At 74.0% G+C, this 22,524-nt stretch carries 18 protein-coding genes; 13 read left to right on the forward strand and 5 right to left on the reverse strand.

Features of this window, described 5'->3' with window-relative positions:
- The first annotated feature begins 1 nt into the window (after position 1).
- Positions 2–2,554: an ABC transporter permease gene (locus BDZ31_RS17055; protein WP_183343559.1), complete on the forward strand. Its 2,553-nt coding sequence runs from the start codon at positions 2–4 to the stop codon at positions 2,552–2,554.
- Positions 2,551–3,195, forward strand: coding sequence for a polyprenyl diphosphate synthase (uppS, locus tag BDZ31_RS17060; protein ID WP_183343560.1), 645 nt, complete (start codon positions 2,551–2,553; stop codon positions 3,193–3,195). The genes BDZ31_RS17055 and uppS overlap by 4 nt, the downstream gene beginning before the upstream one ends.
- Before the next feature lie 7 nt (positions 3,196–3,202).
- Here the strand turns inward: uppS and BDZ31_RS17065 are convergent, their stop codons facing one another.
- The 4 genes from BDZ31_RS17065 to BDZ31_RS17080 all read right to left on the reverse strand — a co-directional run bounded on the left by BDZ31_RS17065 (position 3,203) and on the right by BDZ31_RS17080 (position 7,950).
- A complete protein-coding gene (locus BDZ31_RS17065) occupies positions 3,203–4,291 on the reverse strand; it encodes a DUF2600 family protein (RefSeq protein ID WP_183343561.1) in 1,089 nt (362 codons plus the stop codon).
- 94 nt (positions 4,292–4,385) lie between these two features.
- Positions 4,386–5,411 (reverse strand): ABC transporter substrate-binding protein, encoded by a 1,026-nt coding sequence (locus tag BDZ31_RS17070; protein WP_183343562.1) that lies wholly within the window; start codon positions 5,409–5,411, stop codon positions 4,386–4,388.
- Positions 5,408–6,145 carry an SIP domain-containing protein gene (locus tag BDZ31_RS17075; RefSeq protein ID WP_183343563.1) on the reverse strand — a complete coding sequence of 246 codons (738 nt, stop codon included), beginning with the start codon at positions 6,143–6,145 and terminating at the stop codon, positions 5,408–5,410. The genes BDZ31_RS17070 and BDZ31_RS17075 overlap by 4 nt, the downstream gene beginning before the upstream one ends.
- A 236-nt stretch (positions 6,146–6,381) precedes the next feature.
- Entirely contained in the window at positions 6,382–7,950 is a 1,569-nt protein-coding gene (locus BDZ31_RS17080) for a PQQ-dependent sugar dehydrogenase (protein WP_183343564.1), read from the reverse strand.
- A 117-nt stretch (positions 7,951–8,067) separates the two neighbouring features.
- On the opposite strand from BDZ31_RS17080, the gene BDZ31_RS17085 reads away from it, so the two are divergent.
- On the forward strand, positions 8,068–8,514 hold the full coding sequence (locus tag BDZ31_RS17085) for a type II toxin-antitoxin system RatA family toxin (RefSeq protein WP_183343565.1): 447 nt from the start codon (positions 8,068–8,070) through the stop codon (positions 8,512–8,514).
- A gap of 45 nt (positions 8,515–8,559) precedes the next feature.
- On the opposite strand, the gene BDZ31_RS17090 is transcribed toward BDZ31_RS17085, so the two are convergent.
- Complete coding sequence (locus BDZ31_RS17090; protein ID WP_183343566.1) at positions 8,560–9,546, reverse strand: helix-turn-helix transcriptional regulator; 987 nt, start codon at positions 9,544–9,546, stop codon at positions 8,560–8,562.
- 67 nt (positions 9,547–9,613) lie between these two features.
- On the opposite strand from BDZ31_RS17090, the gene BDZ31_RS17095 reads away from it, so the two are divergent.
- The 10 genes from BDZ31_RS17095 (at position 9,614) to BDZ31_RS17140 (ending at position 22,524) form a co-directional block, all read left to right on the forward strand.
- The gene (locus tag BDZ31_RS17095; protein WP_183343567.1) at positions 9,614–10,636 is read left to right on the forward strand and encodes an ATP-binding cassette domain-containing protein; all 1,023 of its coding nucleotides are present in this window, start codon (positions 9,614–9,616) and stop codon (positions 10,634–10,636) included.
- Entirely contained in the window at positions 10,633–11,400 is a 768-nt protein-coding gene (locus tag BDZ31_RS17100) for an ABC transporter permease (RefSeq protein ID WP_183343568.1), read from the forward strand. Before BDZ31_RS17095 ends, BDZ31_RS17100 begins: the two co-directional genes overlap by 4 nt.
- Before the next feature lie 111 nt (positions 11,401–11,511).
- Positions 11,512–13,974 (forward strand): penicillin acylase family protein, encoded by a 2,463-nt coding sequence (locus tag BDZ31_RS17105; protein WP_183343569.1) that lies wholly within the window; start codon positions 11,512–11,514, stop codon positions 13,972–13,974.
- 219 nt (positions 13,975–14,193) lie between these two features.
- Positions 14,194–14,907 (forward strand): GntR family transcriptional regulator, encoded by a 714-nt coding sequence (locus BDZ31_RS17110; protein WP_183343570.1) that lies wholly within the window; start codon positions 14,194–14,196, stop codon positions 14,905–14,907.
- Positions 14,904–16,631 (forward strand): thiamine pyrophosphate-binding protein, encoded by a 1,728-nt coding sequence (locus BDZ31_RS17115; RefSeq protein WP_183343571.1) that lies wholly within the window; start codon positions 14,904–14,906, stop codon positions 16,629–16,631. Before BDZ31_RS17110 ends, BDZ31_RS17115 begins: the two co-directional genes overlap by 4 nt.
- Before the next feature lie 4 nt (positions 16,632–16,635).
- The gene (locus tag BDZ31_RS17120) at positions 16,636–17,820 is read left to right on the forward strand and encodes a CaiB/BaiF CoA transferase family protein (RefSeq protein ID WP_183343572.1); all 1,185 of its coding nucleotides are present in this window, start codon (positions 16,636–16,638) and stop codon (positions 17,818–17,820) included.
- On the forward strand, positions 17,817–18,656 hold the full coding sequence (locus BDZ31_RS17125) for a cyclase family protein (RefSeq protein WP_221243141.1): 840 nt from the start codon (positions 17,817–17,819) through the stop codon (positions 18,654–18,656). The genes BDZ31_RS17120 and BDZ31_RS17125 overlap by 4 nt, the downstream gene beginning before the upstream one ends.
- Before the next feature lie 32 nt (positions 18,657–18,688).
- Positions 18,689–19,858 (forward strand): substrate-binding domain-containing protein, encoded by a 1,170-nt coding sequence (locus BDZ31_RS17130; protein WP_183343573.1) that lies wholly within the window; start codon positions 18,689–18,691, stop codon positions 19,856–19,858.
- 6 nt (positions 19,859–19,864) lie between these two features.
- Complete coding sequence (locus BDZ31_RS17135; RefSeq protein WP_183343574.1) at positions 19,865–21,484, forward strand: sugar ABC transporter ATP-binding protein; 1,620 nt, start codon at positions 19,865–19,867, stop codon at positions 21,482–21,484.
- The gene (locus BDZ31_RS17140; protein ID WP_183343575.1) at positions 21,481–22,524 is read left to right on the forward strand and encodes an ABC transporter permease; all 1,044 of its coding nucleotides are present in this window, start codon (positions 21,481–21,483) and stop codon (positions 22,522–22,524) included. The genes BDZ31_RS17135 and BDZ31_RS17140 overlap by 4 nt, the downstream gene beginning before the upstream one ends.

The raw sequence follows: 22,524 nt of genomic DNA on the forward strand, positions 1-22,524 counted from the left end.
GGTGCTGCCGCTGCGGACGCTGCTCTACTTCTACCGCCGCCGCCTGCGCGTCCACTGGATGCAGGAGCTGCTGGCGGCGGTCGGGATCGCGACCGGCGTCGCGCTCGTCTTCGGGGTCCAGGTCGCGAACACGAGCATCACCGGCTCCGCGCGCCAGATCGTCGAGGGCATCACCGGCGAGGCGACGCTCCAGCTCTCCGCGCGCGACACGACCGGGTTCGACCGGGAGGTGCTCGCGGCGGTGAAGGCCGCGCCCGGGGTGGAGCGGGCGGCCGGCGTGCTCGAGCAGCGCGCGACGGTCGCGTACGAGGGCCGCCGCATCTCGGTCGACCTCGTCGGGATCGACCGCGACCTGCCGCGGCTCGGCGGGACCGGCGCGCGCAGCTTCCAGCTCGGCGGGCTGCTGCTCCAGCGCGCGATCGCGCTGCCGGAGGCGGTCGGCGACGTGCTCGAGCTGCCGGCGCTCGCGACCGGCTCGCCCGCCGCGCACGTCGCGCTCGGCGTCCGCGGCCGGGCGCGCTCGATCGAGGTGGCGGCCGTGCTCGGGCGCGAGTCGATCGGCGGGCTGTCGGGCTCGACGCTGGCGGTCGTCTCGCTCCCGTACGCGCAGGACCTGGCGCGGCTGCCGGGGCGGCTGTCGCGCCTCTTCGTCGTCGCCGAGCCCGGGAGGGAGCAGCAGGCGCGCGCCTCGCTGGAGCGGATCGCCGCCGACCGGCTGACCGTCTCGTCGATCGACCACGAGACCCGCCTGCTGGAGCAGGCGACCGGGCCGATCGACCAGTCGACCGGGCTGTTCGCGGCGATCAGCGCCTTCGTCGGCGTGCTGTTCGTCTTCAACGCGATGCTGCTGACCGTCCCCGAGCGGCGCCGCTTCATCGCCGACCTGCGGATCCTTGGCTACCGCCCCGGCCAGATCGTCCAGATCCTGCTCTCGCAGGCGGCGGCGCTCGGGCTCGCGGCGTCGGCGGTCGGCGTCGTCGTCGGCTATCTGCTGTCGCGGACGGCGGCGCAGCACCCGCCGGGCTACCTCGCGCTCGCCTTCCCGATCGGGCTCGAGCCGGTGATCGAGCCGGCCGCGATCGTGCTCGCGCTGGTCGGCGGCGTCGCGGCCGCGTGCCTCGCGGCGGCCCAGCCGCTGCTCGACCTGCGCGCCGGCCGGGCCGTCGACGCCGTCTTCGGCGAGCACGGCGAGCCGGGGCACGCGATCAGCCGCCGGACCCGCGTCGCGATGGCGTACGCCGGCACGCTGCTGATCGCCGCGGCGACGGTCGTCGCGCTCGCTGCCCCGTCGCTGACGGTCGTCGGCGTCGGCCTGCTCGCGCTCGCCGTCGTGCTGTTCGTGCCGGCGGCCTTCACGGCCGTCCTGTGGCTGGCCGAGCGGGTCGCGCTGCGCGGGCGCTTCAACATGCTCCTGCTGGCCGTGCGGGCGCTGCGCGCGACGACCGTCCGCTCGCTCGCGCTGGCGGCGACCGGCGCGGTCGCCGTCTTCGGGACCGTCGCGATCGAAGGCGCCCACGACAACCTCCTCGACGGGCTCTACGAGGACTACGCCGAGTACGCCGGCACCGCCGACGTGTGGGTGTCGACGCCCGACGACGACCTCGCGCTGCAGCCGTTCGACGCCGACGGGATGGCGGCGCAGGTCGCGGGCGTCGACGGGGTGCGGGCAGTGCGCGAGTACCGCGGCGGGCTGCTCGACCTCGGCGATCGGCGCGTGTGGGTGATCGGCCGGCCGCCCGAGGACGCGATGCCGGTGCCGCGCAGCCAGATCGTCGACGGCGATCCCGACGCGGCGATGCGACGGCTGCGCGCGGGCGGCTGGATCACGGTCTCGCGCCAGCTCGCCGAGACGCAGGAGGCCGGCGTCGGCGACCTGTTCGCGCTGCCGACGCCGACCGGCACCGCGCGCTTCAGGATCGCCGCGACGACGACCAACCTTGGCTGGGGCGCCGGCGCCGTCGTGCTCAACGGCGACGACCACCGCGCGCGCTGGCCGCGCGAGTCGCCGACGGCGCTCGAGGTCGACGTCGAGCCCGGCGCCGACCCCGCCGCCGTCGCCGCGGCGATCGACACGGCGCTCGGTCCGGGGAGCGCGCTGCAGGTGCAGGCGACCGCCGACCGCATGGCGCACGCGAATGCGCTCGCACGCGACGGCCTGGCGCGCCTCTCGCAGATCGCGCTGCTGCTGCTGATCGCGGCGGTGCTCGCGATGGCGTCGGCGATGGGCGCGGGGATCTGGCAGCGCCGGGCGACCTTCGCGCAGCTGCGGATCGAGGGCTTCCGCGCCGCGAAGCTGTGGCGCGCGCTGCTGCTGGAGACCGGGATCGTGCTCGGCACCGGCTGCCTCACCGGCGCGCTGGCCGGCATCTACGGGCACTGGCTGGGGAACCGCTGGCTGGAGCTGACGACCGGCTATCCGGCGCCGTTCGACGTGACCGCGGGCCAGACGGTCCTCACCTGCGTGCTGGTCGCGGCGGCGGCGCTGGCCGTGAGCGCGGTGCCCGGCTACCTCGTCGCACGGACGCCGGCGCGGCTGGGGCTTGACGCGACGTGAGCGGCCGGCGCCCGCGCTACGTCGCGATCATCACCGACGGCAACGGCCGCTGGGCGCAGCGCCGCGGCCTGCCGGTGTGGGAGGGCCACCGGGCCGGCGCGGAGAACGTGCGCGAGCGGCTGCGCGACGCCGCCGAGCTCGGGATCGAGGAGCTGACGATCTACGCCTTCTCGACCGAGAACTGGTCGCGCTCGCCGGAGGAGGTCGCGAACCTGATGACGCTGATGCGCGTCTACGTCGAGCGCGAGACGCCGCGGCTGCACGCCGAGGGGGTCCGCATGCGGTTCATCGGCCGGCGCGCCGACCCGCTCCCGGCCGACGTGATCGCGGCGATGGAGTGGGCTGAGGAGCTGACCGCGGGCAACGACCGGCTGACCTTCTTCGTCCCGTTCAACTACGGCGGCCGCGCCGAGATCGTCGACGCCGCGCGCACCTTCACGGGCAGCAGCGAGGAGGAGTTCCGCCGCCACCTCTACGCGCCGGAGATGCACGACCCCGAGCTGCTGATCCGCACGAGCGGCGAGCAGCGGCTGTCGAACTACCTCCTGTGGCAGGCGGCCGGCGCACGGCTCGTCTTCCGTGACGAGCTGTGGCCCGACTTCGGCCGGGAGGCGTTCGAGGAGTCGCTGCGGACGGGATGAGCGCCGGTCATCCGCGCGCCCGCCGGCGCAGGCGCATCGTCGCGCGGATCGGGGCGACCAGCGGGCCGAGCCGCGCGACGACCGCGTCGGCGACCGGTGCCGCCCACGCCGTCTCGGCGCCGCGCGCGCTGACGTAGTACGCGCCGATGCCGTCGACGATCGCGCGATGGCGCCGGCCGCGGCGGAGTGCGCCGAGGCGGTCGGCGGCGTCGCCGGCGATCGCGGCGAGGCGGTCGGCGGCCTCGGCGCTCTCGGCGTAGCGGGCGATCGCGCTGACGTCGCCGCTGGCGGCGTCGCGGTCGCGGTCGACGAGGCTGTCGAGCAGCGAGCTGAGCGCGCACGCCGCCGGGAAGTAGGCGGCGTCGACGCGGTCGGCCTCAGCGCTCGTCGTGCGCGCGTCGGCGGCCGCCGCGAACAGCGCGTAGACGCCGACCGACGAGATGCCGCCGGCCGCCAGCTCCCACCAGCGGTAGCGCGGGTCGATGCCCTGCTCGGCCGCCCACGCCTCCAGCCGCGCGCCGCCGTCCAGCGGCGCCGCGTGCGTGTGGCTCTGCGCCTCGCCGCAGCGGGTGGCCGCGCGCAGCGCCGCGGCGCGGACCGGCTCGGCCGCCGGCAGCGCGTCGTAGGCGTGGCGGGCGGCGGCGACAAGTGTGGCGAGGTAGCCGCCGTCGTCGCGCCGCGGATGGAGCGCGTACCAGTCGTCCGGTCCGCTGTCTCCGAGCAGCACGGCGCGCAGCGACCGGTGCAGCCGCAGGTTGTTGGCGAGCGGGTCCGCGACCGGCTGCTCGCCGAGCGTGTCGAGGTAGTCGTACATCGCCTGGAAGGCGACGCACAGCCGCACGACCGCTCGCTGGCGGCGCGGCGGCGCCAGCAGCGCGAAGACCGTCGATCCCTCGACGTTCAGGCGCTCCTCGGCGAGCGTCGCGACCGCCTGCCGGCGCAGGACCGGGTCGGGCACCGCCGCGGCGGCTCGCCGCCAGGGGCGGATCTCGGCGTGGGCTTGGGGGAGGATCGTCAGCCAGTAGCGGACGAGGGCGGCGGCGACCGTCTGCGCATCGCGCAGCGGAGCACCGCCCGACGGGCGAGTGAGCTCCATCCCGCGACCGTTCCACACCGCCGATCGGCGTGCCTCCGATCGGCGGTGTCCGGCGCGGGCGGCGCCGCGCTGGCAGCGCGGCGGCGGGCGCGGGTCAGGCCTTCGCGACGGCGTCCGCGAGCTGGGGCACGAGTCTGCCGAGCGCCCACGGGACGCTCGTGACGGTGCCGGCGGCGAGGCCCATCGCGGTGTCCATGTCGTCGATCACGACGGCGCCGCCGCGTCTGACGACGTCGAGCTGCTGGTAGGTCGCCATTCTTCTCAGCGCGCCGGCCGAGGCGGCGTTGTAGGCGAGCACGATCAGCGTGTCGACCTCCATCACCTCGAATCGCTCCGGGCTGAGATAGGCGTAGAAGTCGTCGCCGACCATCTCGGCGATCGCGGCCGGCTGTCTCATCCCCAGCGACGTGACGAGGCGGCCGCGCGAGTCGGTGTCGGCGAAGACCGACATCTGCCCGTCGGCGACGGGCGTCACGACCATCGCCGTCTTGTCGGCGAACTCGGGGTGCGCTCTGCGCGCCTCGGCGTATCTCGCCTCCAGCGCGTCGACCAGCCTCTGCGCCTCCGCTCTCAGCCCGAGCGCGGCGCCGGTCTGGAGCGCCGCATCGGCCGGCGGAAGCCCGTAGGAGGGATAGCCGGCAGGCGTCGAGACGATCGGCGCGATCTGCGCCAGCCGGTCGCGGTCGGCTCTTCTGAGGTCGTGCGTGACGGAGACGATCAGGTCGGGGCGCAGCGCCGCGATCTCCTCGAACGGGACCTCCTCGCCGGTGAACAGCTTCGGTCTCGCGTCGCCGAGCGCGTCGAGCGACCACGGGCCGACGCCGCGCTTCCACTCCGGGATCCACTGGATCAGGCCGACCGGCACGACGCCGAGGGCCAGCATCGTGTCGTGGTCGTTGTAGCCGTAGCAGACGACCCGCTCGGGAGCCCGCTCGACCGTCGTGGTGCCGTATCTGTCCTTGACCGTGACCGGGAACGTCCCGGCCGAGGTGGCGCTGGTCCCGGCCGTGGTGCCGCTCCCGCCGCCGTCGTCGCTGCCGCAGGCGGCCAGCGCCGCGGCGGCCGCGGCGCCGGCGGCGCCGAGCAGGAAGGAGCGGCGGGTGGGCAGGGGACGGGTCATCGGGTCCATTCCTTGGTCTTGTCGTGCTTCCAGTAGCCGAGCACGTGGAGGTCGGCGCGCGGGATGCCGCGCTCGTCGCGCAGGTGGTCGCGCACCTGCCGCATCACGCCCGACTCGCCGGCGCCCCATGCGCGGCCGCGGCCGTCGGGCAGCGGGAGCGCCCGCACCGCGTCGGCGAGCGCGAGCGTCTCGCCGGCCGGCGCCCCGTCGCGGTGGACCCAGCGCAGGTCGAGCTTGCCGGCGCAGGAGATCGGCTGGCGCTCCTCGCCGTCGGCGACCTCGACGACCGCTATCGCGCGGTGGAAGGAGGGCAGCGTCTCGGCGATCGCGGCGAGCGCCGGCAGGCCGGTCTCGTCGGCGACCAGCAGCGTCCACGCGCAGCCGTCGTCGCCGGCGGCCCAGTGGGTGCGCGGGCCGGCGTAGCCGAGCCGGTCCCCGACGGTCGCGCGGGCCGCCCACGCGCTCGCGATCCCGTGGTCGCCGTGGACGACGAAGTCGACGTCGAGCGTGCCGGCGGCCGGATCGTGGCTGCGGACGGTGTAGTTGCGCGCGTGCGGCTCGGGCACGCCGGCGGGGAAGCGCCAGCCCTGCTCGGGCAGGACGACCTCGCCGTCGGCGTCGGGCCACAGCAGCGTGATGATCTCGCCGGGCTGCTCGACCGGGAAGTCGCAGAGGCCGGTGGCGGCGAGCGTGACGCGGACCATCCGGGGCGTCAGCGGCGTGACGGCGCGCACCTCGGCGACGCCGGTGCGCAGCGGAAAGGGGCGCGCGGCCGGCCGGCTGCGCGCGCGTGGCGCGGCATGAGAGGACAGGGCGAAACTCCTTCGCGACGAACTTAGGGCACCCTAACACACTGGGCCGGCCGCTTCGAGCGACCCGCGCCGGCCGCCCGTCGCGCGCGGCGCGCAAATCCGCGGGTCGCAGGGCGGAAGAGCGGGCCGCGGCGCCGGTGCGCTCAGGCGGCCGGACCTCACCGGGCGCGGACGGTGGCGCGTCGCAGCGCCGAGCCGGACCCGTCGAGCGGCCGGGCGCGGACCCGGAGGGCGATCGCCGGCCGTCTGCCGCCGCGCACGGCCCGCCGCAGCGCGCTCCGCGCTCGCGGGGTGAGGCGCACGAGCAGGCGCACCCGCTCGTCGCCGCGGGCGATCGCGCCTGCGCGGCGCAGCGCGATCCTCCGTCTGCCGAGGCGCAGCGTCGCGGTGGCCGTCAGGCGGCAGGCGACGGCGCAGCGCGCCCGCACGACGACGCCGCCGTTGCGCAGCACGCGCTGCCGCCGGACCTGCGCGACCCGCAGGTCGAGCGGTCTGGCGACCGGACCGGGGACGACCGTGCCGCCGCCTCCTCCGCCGCCGACCGGCGGCTCGGGGAGGCCGCCGCCCGGCGGAGCCGCCGGGGCGCAGGGGATCCGCAGGTCGTCCTCGACGAGCCGGAAGAGGCCGTCGCGGGTCGTCGCGTAGAGGCAGCCGCCGGCGTCCTCGCCGAACGACGTCAGCCCCGACACCGTCACGCCGGGCAGCTCGCGGTCGGTCGCCAGCGCGTCCTGCGGGACGGCGCTGCGCAGCGCGCGCTTGAAGTGGTCGCCGTAGACGAGGCGGCCGTAGAGCGACGGCAGCGACGGGTCGCGCACGACGTGGCCGGCGACGATCGAGCGCCAGCCGTCGGACTGGAACTTGTCGAGGATCGGCAGGACGCCGACGTCGCACGGCTGCGCGACGCTGCCCGCCATGAAGCTGCCCTCGCAGCGGTCCCAGCCGAAGTCGGCGGCGCGGCCGGCGCCGCCGCTCGCCGGCAGCCAGTCGATCTCCTCGGTCGTGCCCTGGCCGACGTCGCCGACGACGAGGTCGCCGGTCGCGCGGTCGAAGCTGAAGCGGAACGGGTTGCGCAGGCCCTGCGCCCAGACGAGCGCGGCGTTCCCGCCCTCGGCCGCGAACGGGTTGTCGGCCGGGACGGTGTAGGGGCCGACGACGCCGCCGCGCGGGTCGAGCCGCAGGATCTTCCCGAGCAGGCTCCTGCGGTCGCGGGCGTTCGCGCCTCTGGCACCGTCGCCGGGCGCGAGGTAGAGCATGCCGTCGCGTCCGAACTGGAGCTGGCCGCCGTTGTGGTTGTCGGCGCCGGGATGGGGGATCGTCAGGACCGTCCGCCGCGAGGCCGGGACGGCGGCGTCGCCGGTCGACGCGCGCAGCTCCGCGACGCGGTTGTCGCCCTGTCTGTCGGTGTAGTAGACGTAGAAGAGGCGGCTGGTCTGGAAGTCGGGCGGGAAGGCGATCGACAGCAGGCCCTCCTCGTAGCTCGCCTTGACGACGTCGGTCAGGTCGACGAAGACGCTCGTCGCGCCGCCGCGCACGACCTTGACGACGCCGCCCTGCTCGACGACGTACAGCCGCTCGCCGTCGCCCGGCGCGCCCGCGACGTGGACCGGCTGCGAGAAGCCGTCCGCGACGCGCTGCAGCCGCACCTCCGCGCTGGCCGCCGGCGCCGTCGCCAGCGCCGCGCACGACCATGCGGCCGCGACTGCCGCTGCTCCCCGAAGCCGTCTCATCGGCGCTGGATCTTGCCGTGCGGAGAGGACGCCAAACCGCGCCGGCGCGGGCGGCCCGCACCCGCCCGCACCCGCCCGCACCCGTCCGCGCCCGCCCGAGCTCGTATCCTGCGGCCCATGAGCCTCCACGGTGAGCACACGGTCGAGATCGCGGCGCCGATCGAGCGCGTCTGGGAGATCGCGGCAGACCTCGAGCGGGCGCCCGAGTGGCAGACCTCGCTCGTCTCCGTCGACGTGCTGGAGCGCGACGGCGACGGCCGTCCCGCGCTGGTCGAGACCGTCTCCGACGCGAAGGTCAAGACGGTCAAGGCGCGGCTGCGGTTCTCCTACGCGCCGCCGGGCCGGATCGACACGCGCCAGGAGAAGGGCGACCTGAAGGCGTTGACCGGGCACTGGACCTTCGCCGACATCGGCGGCGGGCGCACGCGCGCGACGTACGCGCTCGACGTCGACCCCGGCCGGATGCTGGGGATGCTGCTGCGCGGGCCGGCCGTCGACCGCGTCCGCCAGGTGCTGGTCGACGACGCGGCCGAGGAGCTGAAGGCGCGCGCCGAGCGCGGCTGAGCGGCCCGGCCGCCCGCGCGCGCCGAGTGCGAGCGGCCGCGCCGCCTACCCGAGCGCCACGCCGGCGGCGCGCGCGAAGCGGATCGCCAGCCGGCCGAAGGCGTCGCGCAGCTCGGCCGGCGCGAGCACCTCGAAGGGGACGCCGAGCGTCGCGACGCGGACGGCGATCCAGTCGAGCTCGTCGGCGCTGGTGCTGAAGTCGCAGCGGCCGTCGGGGCGGGGCTCGAACGAGCCCCAGATCGTCGGGAAGCGCTCGCGCATCTCCTCGGCCGTCGCGTCGAGGATGATCCGCGCCTGCCACCGCTGCTGCTCGGCGGCGAACCGCTTCGCGTCGGAGAAGCCGCGCGTCACGTAGGTCGCCGGGTCGCCGCCCGGCAGCTCGCGCGCGGCGAAGCGGGTGCCGGCGGGAGAGGGGCGCTCCATCCGGTCGAGACGGAAGCTGCGCCAGTCGCGCCGCTCGCAGTCCCACGCGACGAGGTACCAGCGGCGGCCGATGTTGACGAGGCTGTTGGGCTCGACGCGGCGGCGGCTGTCGGCGCCGTCGCGGCTGCGGTAGCCGAACCGAAGTCGCTCGCGATCGCGGCAGGCGGCGGCGATCACCGTCAGCGCCTCCGGGTCGACGGTCGGGCCGCTGGTCGGCGGCAGCGGCGCGGTCGCCGAGCGCAGCGCGTTGACGCGCCGGCGCAGGTGGGCGGGGAGGACCTGCTCGAGCTTCAGCAGCGCCCGCACGGAGGTCTCCTCGATCCCGGTCACCGACGCGCTCGCCGCGCCGCTGAGGCCGACGGCGATCGCGACCGTCTCGTCGTCGTCGAGCAGCAGCGGCGGCATCGCCGTGCCGGCGCGCAGCCGGTAGCCGCCGGAGGGGCCGGTCAGCGCGTCGACCGGGTAGCCGAGCTCGCGCAGCCGCTCGACGTCGCGGCGGATCGTGCGCCCGGAGACGCCGAGCCGGTCGGCCAGCTCCCGGCCCGACCAATCGCGCCGCGTCTGCAGCAGCGCGAGCAGCTTCAGCAGTCGTCCCGAGGTCTCGGTCATTGCTGACCTGCAAGATGTCAGGTATTGCGGTCGCGACCTGGCCTAAACCCTCCGTAGCCTGCTCCGCATGGCAACGAGAACCGAAGAGAAGGTGACCGAACGGGCCGCGCCGGGGCCCGTTTCCGCCGGGGAGGCGGCGATCAGCGTGCGCGGGCTGGTCAAGTCGTTCGGAGAGGTGCGCGCGGTCGACGGGGTCGACCTGGAGGTGCGGACCGGCACGGTCCTCGGTCTGCTCGGCCCCAACGGCGCCGGCAAGACGACGACGGTCCGCATGCTGACCACGCTGCTGAAGCCCGACGCCGGCGAGATCCGCGTCGTCGGCCTCGACGCGGTCAAGCAGGCGGCGGAGCTGCGCGAGCGGATCGGCCTCGCCGGCCAGTACGCGGCCGTTGACGAGAACCTGACCGGCTCCGAGAACCTGACGATGGTCGGGCGCCTGTACGGGATGAGCCGAGCGCAGGCGAAGCGGCGCGCGGCGGAGCTGCTGGCGCGCTTCGAGCTGACCGACGCGGCGAAGCGGCCGGCGAGAGGCTACTCCGGCGGCATGCGCCGCCGGCTCGACCTCGCGGCGGCGCTGGTCGCGCGGCCGCCGGTGCTGTTCCTCGACGAGCCGACGACCGGCCTGGACCCGCGCAGCCGCCTGTCGCTGTGGGAGACGATCGAGGACCTCGTCAGAGACGGGACGACCGTCCTGCTGACGACGCAGTACCTCGACGAGGCCGACCGCCTCGCCGACAAGATCGCGGTGATCGACCGCGGCACGGTGATCGCCGAGGGCACCTCCGACGAGCTGAAGGACCGCGTCGGCGGCGAGCGGCTCGAGGTGACGCTCGACGACCGCGAGCAGGCGGAGACGGCGATCGAGGCGCTCGCCCCGCTCGCCGACGAGCGGCCGGTCGTCGAGGCCGGCGTGGTGAAGCTGACGGTGCGCGAGCGGCGCGGCGTGATCGTCGATGCGGTCGACCGGCTGAAGGCCGTCGACGTCGGCGTCGACGACCTTGGCCTGCGCCGACCGACGCTCGACGACGTGTTCCTGACGCTGACCGGCCACGCGGCCGAGGGCGACGACCAGAACGGAGCGACGCGATGAGGCGGCTGGTGTCCGACACGATGGTGATCGCGGAGCGCAACCTCGTGCGCCTGCCGCGCTCGCCCGACCTGCTGCTCGCGTTCACCGTCCAGCCGGTGATGTTCGTGCTGCTGTTCGTCTACGTCTTCGGCGGCGCGATCAGCACGCCCGGCTACGACTACGTCGACTTCCTGATCCCGGGCATCATCGTCCAGAACATCGCCTTCGGCGGGTTCACGACGGCGCTCGGGCTCTCCGAGGACATGACGAAGGGCCTGATCGACCGCTTCCGCTCGCTGCCGATGGCGCGCGCCGCGGTGCTCGCCGGGCGGACGCTCGCCGACGTCGCGACCAACCTGCTGTCGTGCGCGGTGCTGCTGATCACCGGCCTGATCATCGGCTTCTCGTTCGACGCGAGCATCGGCGAGATCGTGCTCGGCTTCCTGCTCCTGCTGCTGTTCGGGTACGCCTTCTCGTGGATCTTCGCACTGCTGGGGCTGGGGGTCTCCTCGCCGGAGGCGGCCAACTCGCTCGGCTTCATCGCCGTCTTCCCGCTGACGTTCATCTCCTCGGCGTTCGTGCCGGCGGAGTCGATGCCGGCGGCGCTGGAGTGGTTCGCCGAGATCAACCCGTTCACGATCGTCGTCGACGCGATGCGCTCGCTGTGGCTCGGCGCGCCGGCCGGCAACAGCGTCTGGGGCGCGTTCGCGTGGGCGTTCGCGCTGATCGCGATCTTCGCCCCGCTGGCCGTCGCGCGCTACCGCCGCGCGGCCGGCAGAGCGTGAGCTGAGCGGAGCCGGCCGCCCCGCGGACCGCGGGGCGGCCGGTGTCCGTCTGAAAACACCGATGGGTCTGCATCTGGAAGTGCATTGACGATGCGGACTACGGTCGCGTTCATGAGATGTCGTCGCCCCGTCGCGCGCGCCGCTGCGATCTGCGCCGCCGCCCTCCTCGCCCTCTCCGCGAACGCCGCCGCGAAGGACTACGCCGGCACCGCGCTCAACATCATCCCGTCGGGCCAGTGGGGCAGCGCGGGAGCGCCGCCGGCCGCCAGCGAGCAGGCGGAGATGTACGACGGGCTCACGCCGCTGTTCGACCAGGTCGGCGCCGCCGACCTGAGGCGGTTCTTCAAGCCGCAGACCTTCGGGACCAGAGGCCAGTGCCCGTGCACGGTCGAGAGAGTGCCGCGCAGAGGCGTGAGAATCGTGCGCGACAGATACAACGTCCCGCACATCACCGGGCGAAACCGGCTCGACCTCGACTGGGCGGCCGGCTGGGTGCTGGCGACCGACCGCGCGCTGCTGATGAGCCTCGGCCGCTACCCGGCCCGCTTCGCCGCGCTCGACGCGCCCGGCGTCGACGCCTTCAGCCTCGTCACGAGCCTCTCCAGCGTGCAGGTGACCGCGCAGGCCGACCGCATCATCGAGCGCGAGCAGACGCGGGCGCTGAGGGCGCGCGGCAGAGAGGGCCGCGCGCTGCTGCGCGACATCGACGAGTACGTCAAGGGGATCAACGCCCGCCTGCGGCACGACGGCTCGACGCAGGCGCCGTGGAGACGGGTCGACGTCTACGCGATCAACGCGCTCGCCGGCCAGATCTTCGGCCAGGGCGGGGGAGACGAGACACGTCGCTCGATGCTGCTCGACGGGCTGACGAGAAAGCTCGGCGCCGCCGCCGGCAGACGGGTCTTCGACGACCTCTCCCAGCGCGTCGACGACGACACGTCGGTGACGATCGGCAAGCGCTTCCCGTACGGCGCGGTGCCGAAACGGGCGCCGGGCAGCGCCGTCGTCGACAACGGCTCGATGAGCCCGACCGCGCTCGCCGCGACCGCCAACGCGACGGTCGCCCACAGAGACATGTCGAACTTCCTGATCGTCTCGGGCAGACGCTCGACCAACGGCCACCCGCTGTTCGTCGCCGGCCCCCAGATCGGCTACTTCTATCCCGGCCTGACGCTCGAGATGGATTTGAGAGCGCCGGGGATCCAGGCCCGCGGCGCGGCGATGCCGGGCGGCGCCGGCAACCTCCTGATCGGCCGCGGCCCGGACTTCGCCTGGTCGCTCACCTCGGCGGGCTCGGACACCAACGACCAGTTCGTCGAGACGCTCTGCGGCGGCTCGGACGCCAAGTACCTCTACAGGGGCAGATGCCGCCGGATGGGCTTCGTCGACGCCGGCACGATCGTCGGCAGAGGCGCCGTCAAGTACCGCACGACCGTCCACGGCCCGGTGCTCGGCTACGCGACGGTGAAGGGGCGACGGGTCGCGATCTCCTTCCAGCGCTCCAGCCGCGGCAAGGACATCCTCTGGCAGCTCGCCTTCAAGCGCTTCACCGACGGCCGCGTGACCGGCGTCAGATCGTTCTTCGCCGCCGCCGCGACCTCGCCGTTCACCTTCAACGTCGGCTACGCCGACGACCGCGACATCGCGATGTACTCGACCGGCCTGCTGCCGATCCGCGACAGACGGACCGACCCACGCCTGCCGACGATCGGCACCGGCAGATACGAGTGGAAGGGCTGGCTGCCGGCCAGAGCCCACCCGCAGGTCGTCAACCCGCGCTCCGGCCAGCTCGTCAACTGGAACAACAAGCCGGCCGCCGGCTTCCCGTCGGCCGACGACAACTGGTCGCAGGGCTCGACCCAGCGCAACCAGATGCTGGAGGCCGGCCTGAAGCAGAGATCGAAGCACGACCTCGCCTCCGTCACCGCGGCGATGAACGCGGCGGCGACCCAGGACCTGCGCGTCCAGGGCACGCTGCTCGACGGGATCGGCGCCGTGCTCGCCGGCTCGCCGGCGCCGAGCGCCCGCTCCCAGCAGCTGCTCGACCTGCTCGTGAGATGGCGCGCCGCAGGCGCCAGCCGGCTCGACCGCGACCTCGACGGGCTGATCGACGCCGGCCCGGCCGCGGCGATCGTCGACGAGCTCTACCCGCGGATCGCCGACAAGGTCTTCGAGTCGCTGCTCGGCGCCGACCTGACCGCCCAGCTGACGTCGCTGACCGGCCGCACGAACGGGCCGGCCAGCGGCTTCACCGGCGGTCGCATCAACTACCTCGACAAGGACCTGCGGGCGCTGACCGGCACGAGATTCCGCTCGCCGTTGGGCACGCGCTTCTGCGGATCGGGCGACCTGGCGGCCTGTCGCGCGTCGATCTGGCAGGCGTTCGAGGAGGCCGGCGCGGCGCTCGCCGCGGCGAGAGGCTCCGAGGACCCGGCGCAGTGGACCTCCGACGCGACGCGCGAGCGGATCAGATTCGCCCCAGGCCTGCTGCCGACGACGATCCGCTACACCAACCGCCCGAGCGGCATCCAGCAGGTGATCACCTTCACCGGCCACCGCAGGATCCGCAGGTAGCCCGACGGGGTCGGCGGGCGCTCGGGTGCCTGCCGGCACGGCCTTCCCGCCGCGCGCTGCCGCGGTGACGGATCACGGCCGCGGCGCTTCGGCGCCGCGGCGCTCGCACGTGGTCGGTCGTGTGACCGATCTCGCTCTTTGGCGCCGTCGCGCTCACATCTGCTTGACATCTCGGTCTAGATGTCTATACAAATGCGGACGTTGTCTAGACCTTTGGTGATGGCTTCCGTTCCCGCACACCAGCAGATCCGCGACGAGCTGATCGCAGAGATCGAGTCCGGCGCCCTTGGGCCCGGAGCGAGACTGCCCGGCGAGATCGCGCTCGCCAAGCGCTTCGGCGTCACGCGCATGACGCTGCGCCAGGCGCTCGCCGCGATGGTCAACGACGGGATGCTCGTCCGCCGTCAAGGCGTCGGCACGTTCGTCGCCCAGGACGCCGCGAGGCGCCGCAACATGACGCGCCTCACGGGCTTCCGCGAGGACATGCGCAACGAGGGGCGCCCGGTCGAGACGCGCATGCTCGCGCAGGAGATCCGGCCGGCGACCGCCGAGGTCGCCACCCCGCTCGGACTCGAGGAGGGGGCGCACGTGACGCTCGTCGAGCGGCTGCGGCTCGTCGGCGGGGAGCCGGTCGTGATCCAGCGCTCGTGGATCCCCTACGAGCGCTGTCCCGAGCTGTGGCGCGAGCCGCTCGTCGAGGGATCGCTGTACGCGACGCTCCAGACCCGCTGGGCCGTCGAGCTGCGGCGGGCGGACCAGTCCTTCAGCGCCGTGGAGGCGAGCAGCGAGCAGGCCGCCCTGCTCGACGTCGCGCCCGGCGCGCCACTGCTGCAGGTCGAGCGGCTCACGCTCGACGACGCCAACGTGCCCGTCGAGGTCGCGCAGAGCTGGATGCGGCCCGGGTTCGGCATCACCACGCACATCGAACGATGAATGGAGTTCCCCTGTCCACCAAGACCCTGACCGGCGGCGAGCTCGTCGTGGAGACCCTTGCCGCGCTCGGCGTCGAGGCCGTGTTTGGCGTGCCGGGAGGCCAGACGCTCGCGATCACCGACGCGATCCTCGACCGCTCGGACATGCGCTTCGTGACCGCACGCCACGAGGGCGCCGCGGCGTGCATGGCCGACGCCGTCGGTCGCATGACCGGCAGACCGGGCGTCTGCATCGCCACCACCGGCCCCGGCGCCACGAATCTGCTGACCGGCGTCGGCGGCGCGTTCCGGGACTCCAGCCCGGTCCTCGTGCTGACGTGCAACAACCGCCTGCCGGATCTCGGCCGCGATGACGCCCAGAACGCCGACCACGTCGCGATCTTCCAGTCGCTGGTCAAGTGGGCCAAGCTCGTCTCCCACCCCAACACGATCGTGCAGATCGTGCAGGAGGCGTTCCTCAAGGCGACGACCGGGAACCCGGGCCCCGTGCTGATCGACTTCGCCCGCGACGTGATCGAGGCGGAGCTGGACCCGTCGATGCTCGACGCGGTCGCTCCGACGGCCGCGATGACCGCGCTCGAGCGCGAGCGCAGCGCCGGCGACCCGGCACGCGTGCGGCTCGCCGCCGAGCAGCTCGCGGCCGCCGAGCGCCCCGTCATCTGGCTCGGCAACGGCGCCAAGCTGTCGGGCGCCGGCGAGGCCGCGCTGCAGCTCGCCGAGCAGCTCGACGCGCCGGTCATCACGACCTTCAACGGGATGGGCGTCGTCCCGACCACGCACCCCAACGTCTACGGCGCGCTGACGCGCATGGGCACCGAGCTCTCCTCGCGCGCGCTGGCCGGCGCCGACCTGCTGCTGGCCGTCGGCAACTCGATGAACGCGATCTCAACCGGCCGCTGGTCGATGCAGCTGCCGGAGCGGATCCTCCAGGTCGACGTCGACGCCTTCACCGTCGGCCGCTACTACGGTCCGCGCACGACGAGCGTGCTCGGCGACGCGCGCGCGGTGCTCGAGCAGCTGACCGCGGCGACCACCGGCGCCCCCGGCGACGCGGCCGCCAAGCGCAAGGCGCGCCTGGCCGAGCTCGCCGCGGCGCGCGCCGACTGGCTGGAGCGCACCGCCACCACCGCCACGGCGCAGCCGAACACCGTCGGCCCCGACGCGATCATGCGCGTCGTCCGCGAGGCGGTCCCGGACGAGACGGTCGCCGTCTTCGACGCCGGCAACCCGGGCGTCTGGTCGTACCTGTGGCCGATCCGCGCGGTCGACACGTACCTCAAGCCGGTCGGCTTCGGCAACATGGGCTTCGCCGTCCCGGCCGCCGTCGGCGCCTCGACCGTCGCGCCCGAGACGCCGATCGTCGCCTTCGTCGGCGACGGCTCGCTCGGCATGAGCCTCGGCGAGCTGGAGACGCTCGCGCGCGAGCAGACCAACGCCGTGATCGTCGTGATGAACGACAGCGGCTACGGCAACATCCGCCAGGAGCAGGTCGTCCACTACGGCGACACGCGCACGATCGGCGTCGACTTCGGCGACGTCGACTACGCGGCCGTGGCGCGCGCCTGCGGGGTCGACGCGGTCCGCGTCACCGACGAGCAGGCGCTCGCCGACGCCGTCCGCGCGGCGATCGCCAAGCCCGGCCCGTACGTCGTCGAGGTCGTCCAGGACCCCGAGATCAACGCCTGGACCTACCCGCTGTTCAAGTCCTACGAGCTGGAGGACTAGGACGATGCCGGGGCCCCTCGACGGGATTCGCGTGCTCGACCTCTCCCGCTTCATCGCGGGCCCGTTCTGCGCGCAGATGCTCGGCGACATGGGCGCCGACGTGATCAAGGTCGAGCGCCCCAGCGGCGAGGACGCACGCCACCACGCGCCGTTCTACAAGGGCGAGAGCGTCTACACGATGGTCTTCAACCGCAACAAGCGCGGGGTGACGCTGAGCACGCGCCACCCGCGGGCGCAGCGCCTCCTCGAGGGGCTCGTGAAGTCCTCCGACGTGCTGGTGGAGAACTTCCGTCCCGGCACGCTGGAGGCGATGGGCTTCGGCTACGAGCGGCTGCGCGAGCTCAACCCGCGGCTGGTGATCACCTCGATCTCCGGCTTCGGGCAGACCGGGCCGCTCGCCGAGCGGGCCCTCTTCGACGCGATCGCGCAGGCGACGTCGGGCCTGATGTCGATGACCGGCGCGGCGGGCAACCCGACGTTGACCGGCACCTACGTCGCCGACTACATCGCGGGGCTGCACGGCGTGATCGGCACGCTGCTCGCGCTCCAGCACCGCGAGCGCACCGGCGAGGGCCAGGTCGTCGACGTCGGCTCGCTCGACGCGCTCTTCTCGTGCCTGGGCACCGCGCCCTCGGCGCAGGCGATGCTCGGCGAGATCCCGACCCGCACCGCCAGCTCGCGCGACGTGCTGACCGGCCCGGCGAACGTCTTCGCCGCCCGCGACGGGCACATCTACCTGCACGCCGGCACCAACCCGCTGTTCCCGCGCCTCTGCGAGGTGATGGGACGGCCCGAGCTGGCCGCCGACGAGCGCTTCAGAGACGTGCCCAGCCGGATGGCCAACATCGACGCGATCGAGGCCGAGGTGAGCGCGTGGCTGGCGGAGCGCACCGTCGAGGAGGCGGGCGAGGAGCTGACGCGCGTCGGCATCCCATGGGGCAGAGTGGCGACGATCGAGGAGGTCGTCGCCTCGCCGCAGATCGCCGCGCGCGAGATGCTCGTCGAGGTCGAGCACCCGACGCTCGGGCCGCTGACCGTGCCCGGCATCCCGGTCAAGCTCAGCGACAGCCCCGGCACGGTGCGCAAGGCGCCGCCGCTGGTCGGCGAGGACACCGACGAGGTCTACCGCGAGCTGCTGGGCCTCGACGACGCCGAGCTGGCGCGGCTGCGCGAGGACGGCGCGATATGAGCCTGCCGGTCTCGCTCGAGGCGCTCGCGCTGCCCAGACGAGGCGTCATGTACGACCTCAGCTCGGGCTGGTGGCCCGGCATGCCGCTCGCCGAGGGGCACCCGCCGTTCCAGGTGCTGACCTACCGCTCGCCGGCCGGTCAGCGCAACCAGGGAGACGTCTCGTTCCTGCAGGACAACCCGCTCAACTTCGGGTGGGTCTCCGAGCTGCTGATGTGCACGATGCACACCGGCACGCACATCGACGCGCTCGCGCACACCACCTGCGGCCCGGACGCCGCCTGGCACGGAGGCCACAGCTCGCACACCGAGCTGGGCGACTTCGGGCCGATGAGCAAGGACGCGTCCGAGCTGCCGCCGATGGTCGCGCGGGGCGTCTCGCTGGACATCCCCGGCGCGCTGGGCGTCGAGCAGCTCGAGTCCGGCCAGCCGGTCGGCGTCGAGCAGCTGGAGGCCGCCTGCGCGCGCCAGCGGGTCGAGATCCGCAGGGGCGACGTCGCCCTGATCCGGACCGGCACGATGCTGCACTGGCCCGACGTCGAGCGGATGCCGGTCGGCGCCGGCCTCGATCACGACGGCGCCCTCTGGCTCGCCGAGCGCGGGATCGCCGCCGTCGGCGGCGACACGGCCGTCGTGGAGGCGCAGCCCTCCGGCCGCCGGGGCGACCCCCAGCCCGTCCATCGCGCGTTGATCTTCGAGCGCGGCATCCCGATCGTCGAGTGGGTGAGCCAAGAGGAGCTCGCGCGCGACGGGGTGTCCGAGTTCCTGTTCGTCTGTCTGCCCTTGAGCATCAAGGGCGCCACTGGCTCGCTGGTCCGGCCTCTGGCCATCGCCTAGCGGCGAGCCGTACCCCCGGAGGAGGGAGAGAAGTGCGAAGCAATTCCGTTCATTCGGCCGCTCGTCGGCTCGGCGGCGTCGTCGCCACCGCGACGACGATCGCCCTGCTGGCCGCCGGCTGCGGCTCGTCGGACGACGACGGCGCCAGCACGACGCCGGCCGGCAGCGGCGGCGGCGCGACGTCGGCCGGCCTCGACGAGGCCCGCACCCCGACGCCGAACGCCTACGAGGGCCCGACCGACCCGGTCAGAAAGCCGGCGAGGCTGACGATCGGCATCGTCACCTGCTCGTCGCAGCTGTCGGGCTGCGTGTCGGCCGCCGACGGCATCGAGGAGGCCGCCAGAGCGGCCGGCTTCACCCCGCGCATGTACGACGGCGGCGGCACGCCGCAGAAGCAGAACGCGGCGATCCTCGACGCGATCTCGGCCGGCGCCGACGTCGTCGCCACGACCGCGATCGACCCCAACCTCGTGCAGCAGGGGCTGCGCGCCGCCAGAAGAGCCGGCGTGCTCGTCGTCTCGGGCTCCAACGGCATCGACTCCCCGAACCCGGTGAGAGAGCCGGAGGCCGGCAAGCTCGGCTACGCCTTCGACGTCGCGCCCGACTACGCCGAGCTGGGCCGCAAGGCGGCCGCGTGGATCATCGGCGACTCCGACGGCAAGGCCAACGTCGGCCTCTTCTCCGACCGCCAGTTCCCGTCGGTGATCGCCTTCGAGGAGGGCCTGCTGGAGGGCCTCGAGCAGTGCGGCGACTGCACGGTCTCCGAGCCGCAGACCTTCAACGGCACGCAGGTCGGCACGACGCTCGGCAACCAGACGACCGGCTTCCTGCGCTCCAACCCCGACGTCGACTACGTCTTCTCGCCCTACGACCCGGCGGCGGCCGCGCAGGTCACCGCGATCGCGCAGGCGGGGATGGCCAACAGAGTCAAGATCGTCGGCGTCCTCGGCTCCCAGCAGAACCTCGAGTTCATCCGCCAGGGCCAGGTGCAGGCCGCCGACGCCGCCTACGACAACCGCTACATGGGCTACATGGTCGTCGACGGCATCATCCGGACGCTCGCGAGAGCACCGCTGTTCAGACCACACGGCGGCAACCTGCCGGGGGTCATCCTCGACGAGACCAACCTGCCCGAGGCCGGCAGAGACTGGACGGCCGACTTCGACTACGTGTCGGAGTTCACCTCCCTCTGGAGAGGCTGACGGACCATGCCGGTCGCCGTCCAGGGCATTCGCAAGGCGTTCCCGGGCACGCTGGCGCTCGACGGCGTCGACCTGACGGTCGGCGCCGGCGAGGTGCACGCGCTGCTGGGCGCCAACGGGAGCGGCAAGTCGACGCTCGTCAAGACGCTGACGGGCGTCTACCAGCCGGACGCGGGCACGATCGACGTCGGCGACCGGCAGCTGCGCGCGATCGGCTCGCCGACCGAGGCCGGCGAGCTCGGCATCGCGGTCGTCCACCAGGAGTCGCCGCTGGTCGACATGCTGACCGTCAGCGAGTGCGTCGCGCTCTTCCGCGGCTATCCGACGACGGGCGGCCGCGTGCGCTGGAAGCAGCTGCACTGCGAGACGGCGCAGCTGCTGGAGCGCTTCGACGTGCGCGTCGACCCGCGCGCGCTGGCCGGCCTGCTGTCGCCGGCCGAGCGCGCGCTCGTGACGCTCGCGATCGCGCTCGACCGCGTCAGCGCCGGCCTCCAGCTGCTCGTGCTCGACGAGGTCACCGCCGCGCTTCCCGAAGACCAGGCGCAGACCTACCTCGAGCGCGTCGGCGAGCTCGCGCGGGCCGGCACGCCGGTGCTGACCGTCACCCACCGGCTCGGCGAGCTGCACGGGCTGGCGACGCACGTGACGGTGCTGCGCGACGGCCGCGTCGTCCACCAGGATCGCGCCGGCGCGGTCGACGACGAGGCGCTCGTGCGGCTGATGGTCGGCGGCGATCCGGCGGCCGCGGCGCAGGCCGCGCCGGCCGGGAAGGCGGGCGACGGAGCCGGGGAGGCCGGCGCGACCGACGTCCCGACCGCGACGGCCGCCGGGGTCCCGACCGCGACGGCCGCCGGCGGCGCGCGCCCGGCGGCCGGCGAGGGGGCGCGGCTGTGGACCGGCCGGCGCGGGCGCGGCGGCGAGCGGGTGCTCGCCGTGCGCGCGCTCGCCGGCGAGGTCGTGCGCGACGCCAGCTTCGAGCTGCGCGCCGGCGAGATCGTCGGCGTCGGCGGCCTCGCGGAGGCCGGCGTCGCCGAGCTGCCGCAGCTGCTGTCGGGCGCCGCGCGGCGCACCGGCGGCTCGATCGAGGTCGACGGGCGGCCGCTGCCGCCCGGCCCCGACCCGCGCGCGGCGATCGACGCCGGGCTGGCGCTGCTGCCGGCCGACCGGCTGCGCTCGGGCGGCGTCGCCTCGCTGCCGGTGCGCGAGAACGTCGTGCTGCCCGACGCCGGCCGCTACTGGCACCGCCGCCGCGCCGAGCGCACCGCCCTGCGGCACGTGATCGAGGACCTCGACGTGCGCCCGCCGTCGGCCGACGCGCTGTTCGGCGCGCTCTCGGGCGGCAACCAGCAGAAGATCCTGCTGGCCAAGTGGCTGCTCGTCGGTCCGTCGGTGCTCGTGCTCGACGACCCGACCCAGGGCGTCGACCCCGGGGCGCGCGCGACGATCTTCTCCCTCCTGCGCGCCGCCGCCGCGGAGGGCCTCGCAGTCCTGCTGTTCTCGACCGAGCTGGAGCAGCTCGTCTCGATGTGCTCGCGCGTCCTCGTCCTGCGGGACGGGACGGTCGCCAAGCAGCTGTCGGGCGACGAGCTGACCCGCGAAACCGTCTCGAAGTGGTGCTACGCATGAACTCAACGAAGAGCCACGCCCCCGCCGCCGCGGGCGACGCCCCGGCGGCTGCGGCGCCCGCGGCCCTCGGCGCGCGCCGGGCGCCGTCGCCGCGCTCGATCGCGACGACGATCTTCAGCAGATACGCGACCGTGCTGCTGCTGATCGTGCTGATCGTCGTCTTCAGCCTGGCGACCGACAAGTTCCTCACGACGCAGAACTGGCAGAACCTGATCGTCACCCAGGCGGTCGTCGCCTGCCTGGCGCTGGCGGCGATCCTGCCGCTGGTGGCGGGCGAGTTCGACCTCTCGCTCGGCTACCTCGTCGGCGCGCTGGCGATGCTCGGCGCCTACCTCGCCAAGCACGGAGCCGGCATCGTGGCGATCGTCGCCGCGATGCTCGCCGCCGGTCTGCTGATGGGCCTCTTCAACGGCATGCTGACCGTCTGGTTCAAGATCAGCTCGTTCATCGCGACGCTCGGCGTCGGCATCCTGCTGTCGGGCGTGACGCTCGGCCTCTCCGACGGCGAGGTGCTGTTCTCCGGCATCCCGACGACCCTGACCGACCTTGGCTCCGGCTCGTTCCTCGGCATCGGCACGACCGTCTGGCTGGCGCTGCTGCTCGCCGCGATCCTGCTGTACGTGCTCGAGCACACGCCGTTCGGCCGCCGCCTCTACGCGGTCGGCGGCTCCGAGCGCGTCGCCTTCCTCGCCGGCGTGCGGACCGGGCGCGTGAAGATGATCGCCTTCGGCGGCGCCGGCCTGCTCGTCGCCGTCGGCGCGATCTTCTCGCTCGCCCAGAGCGGCGCGGCCAACCCCGGCTTCGGCGCCGACCTGCTGCTGCCCGCCTACGCGGCCGCCTTCCTCGGCGTCACGACCTACCGCCCGGGCTACTACAACGTGCCCGGCACGATCGTCGCGATCATCCTGCTGGCGGTCGGCTTCAACGGCCTCAACCTGCTCGGCGCGCCCTTCTGGGTCCAGCCGATCTTCAACGGCGCGGTCCTGCTGATCGCGGTCATCACGGCGCGCGCAGAGTCGCGCGCGGTCAAGGTCGGGTAG

This window comes from Conexibacter arvalis, assembly GCF_014199525.1.
GTDB lineage: Bacteria > Actinomycetota > Thermoleophilia > Solirubrobacterales > Solirubrobacteraceae > Conexibacter > Conexibacter arvalis.

Bases quoted from the DNA above. Each gene is read 5' to 3' on its own strand.
- BDZ31_RS17065 (WP_183343561.1), bottom strand. From the start codon at position 4,291: ATGGAGCTCACTCGCCCGTCGGGCGGTGCTCCGCTGCGCGATGCGCAG.
- BDZ31_RS17070 (WP_183343562.1), bottom strand. From the start codon at position 5,411: ATGACCCGTCCCCTGCCCACCCGCCGCTCCTTCCTGCTCGGCGCCGCC.
- BDZ31_RS17080 (WP_183343564.1), bottom strand. From the start codon at position 7,950: ATGAGACGGCTTCGGGGAGCAGCGGCAGTCGCGGCCGCATGGTCGTGC.
- BDZ31_RS17085 (WP_183343565.1), top strand. From the start codon at position 8,068: ATGAGCCTCCACGGTGAGCACACGGTCGAGATCGCGGCGCCGATCGAG.
- BDZ31_RS17090 (WP_183343566.1), bottom strand. From the start codon at position 9,546: ATGACCGAGACCTCGGGACGACTGCTGAAGCTGCTCGCGCTGCTGCAG.
- BDZ31_RS17095 (WP_183343567.1), top strand. From the start codon at position 9,614: ATGGCAACGAGAACCGAAGAGAAGGTGACCGAACGGGCCGCGCCGGGG.
- BDZ31_RS17100 (WP_183343568.1), top strand. From the start codon at position 10,633: ATGAGGCGGCTGGTGTCCGACACGATGGTGATCGCGGAGCGCAACCTC.
- BDZ31_RS17105 (WP_183343569.1), top strand. From the start codon at position 11,512: ATGAGATGTCGTCGCCCCGTCGCGCGCGCCGCTGCGATCTGCGCCGCC.
- BDZ31_RS17110 (WP_183343570.1), top strand. From the start codon at position 14,194: ATGGCTTCCGTTCCCGCACACCAGCAGATCCGCGACGAGCTGATCGCA.
- BDZ31_RS17115 (WP_183343571.1), top strand. From the start codon at position 14,904: ATGAATGGAGTTCCCCTGTCCACCAAGACCCTGACCGGCGGCGAGCTC.
- BDZ31_RS17120 (WP_183343572.1), top strand. From the start codon at position 16,636: ATGCCGGGGCCCCTCGACGGGATTCGCGTGCTCGACCTCTCCCGCTTC.
- BDZ31_RS17125 (WP_221243141.1), top strand. From the start codon at position 17,817: ATGAGCCTGCCGGTCTCGCTCGAGGCGCTCGCGCTGCCCAGACGAGGC.
- BDZ31_RS17135 (WP_183343574.1), top strand. From the start codon at position 19,865: ATGCCGGTCGCCGTCCAGGGCATTCGCAAGGCGTTCCCGGGCACGCTG.
- BDZ31_RS17140 (WP_183343575.1), top strand. From the start codon at position 21,481: ATGAACTCAACGAAGAGCCACGCCCCCGCCGCCGCGGGCGACGCCCCG.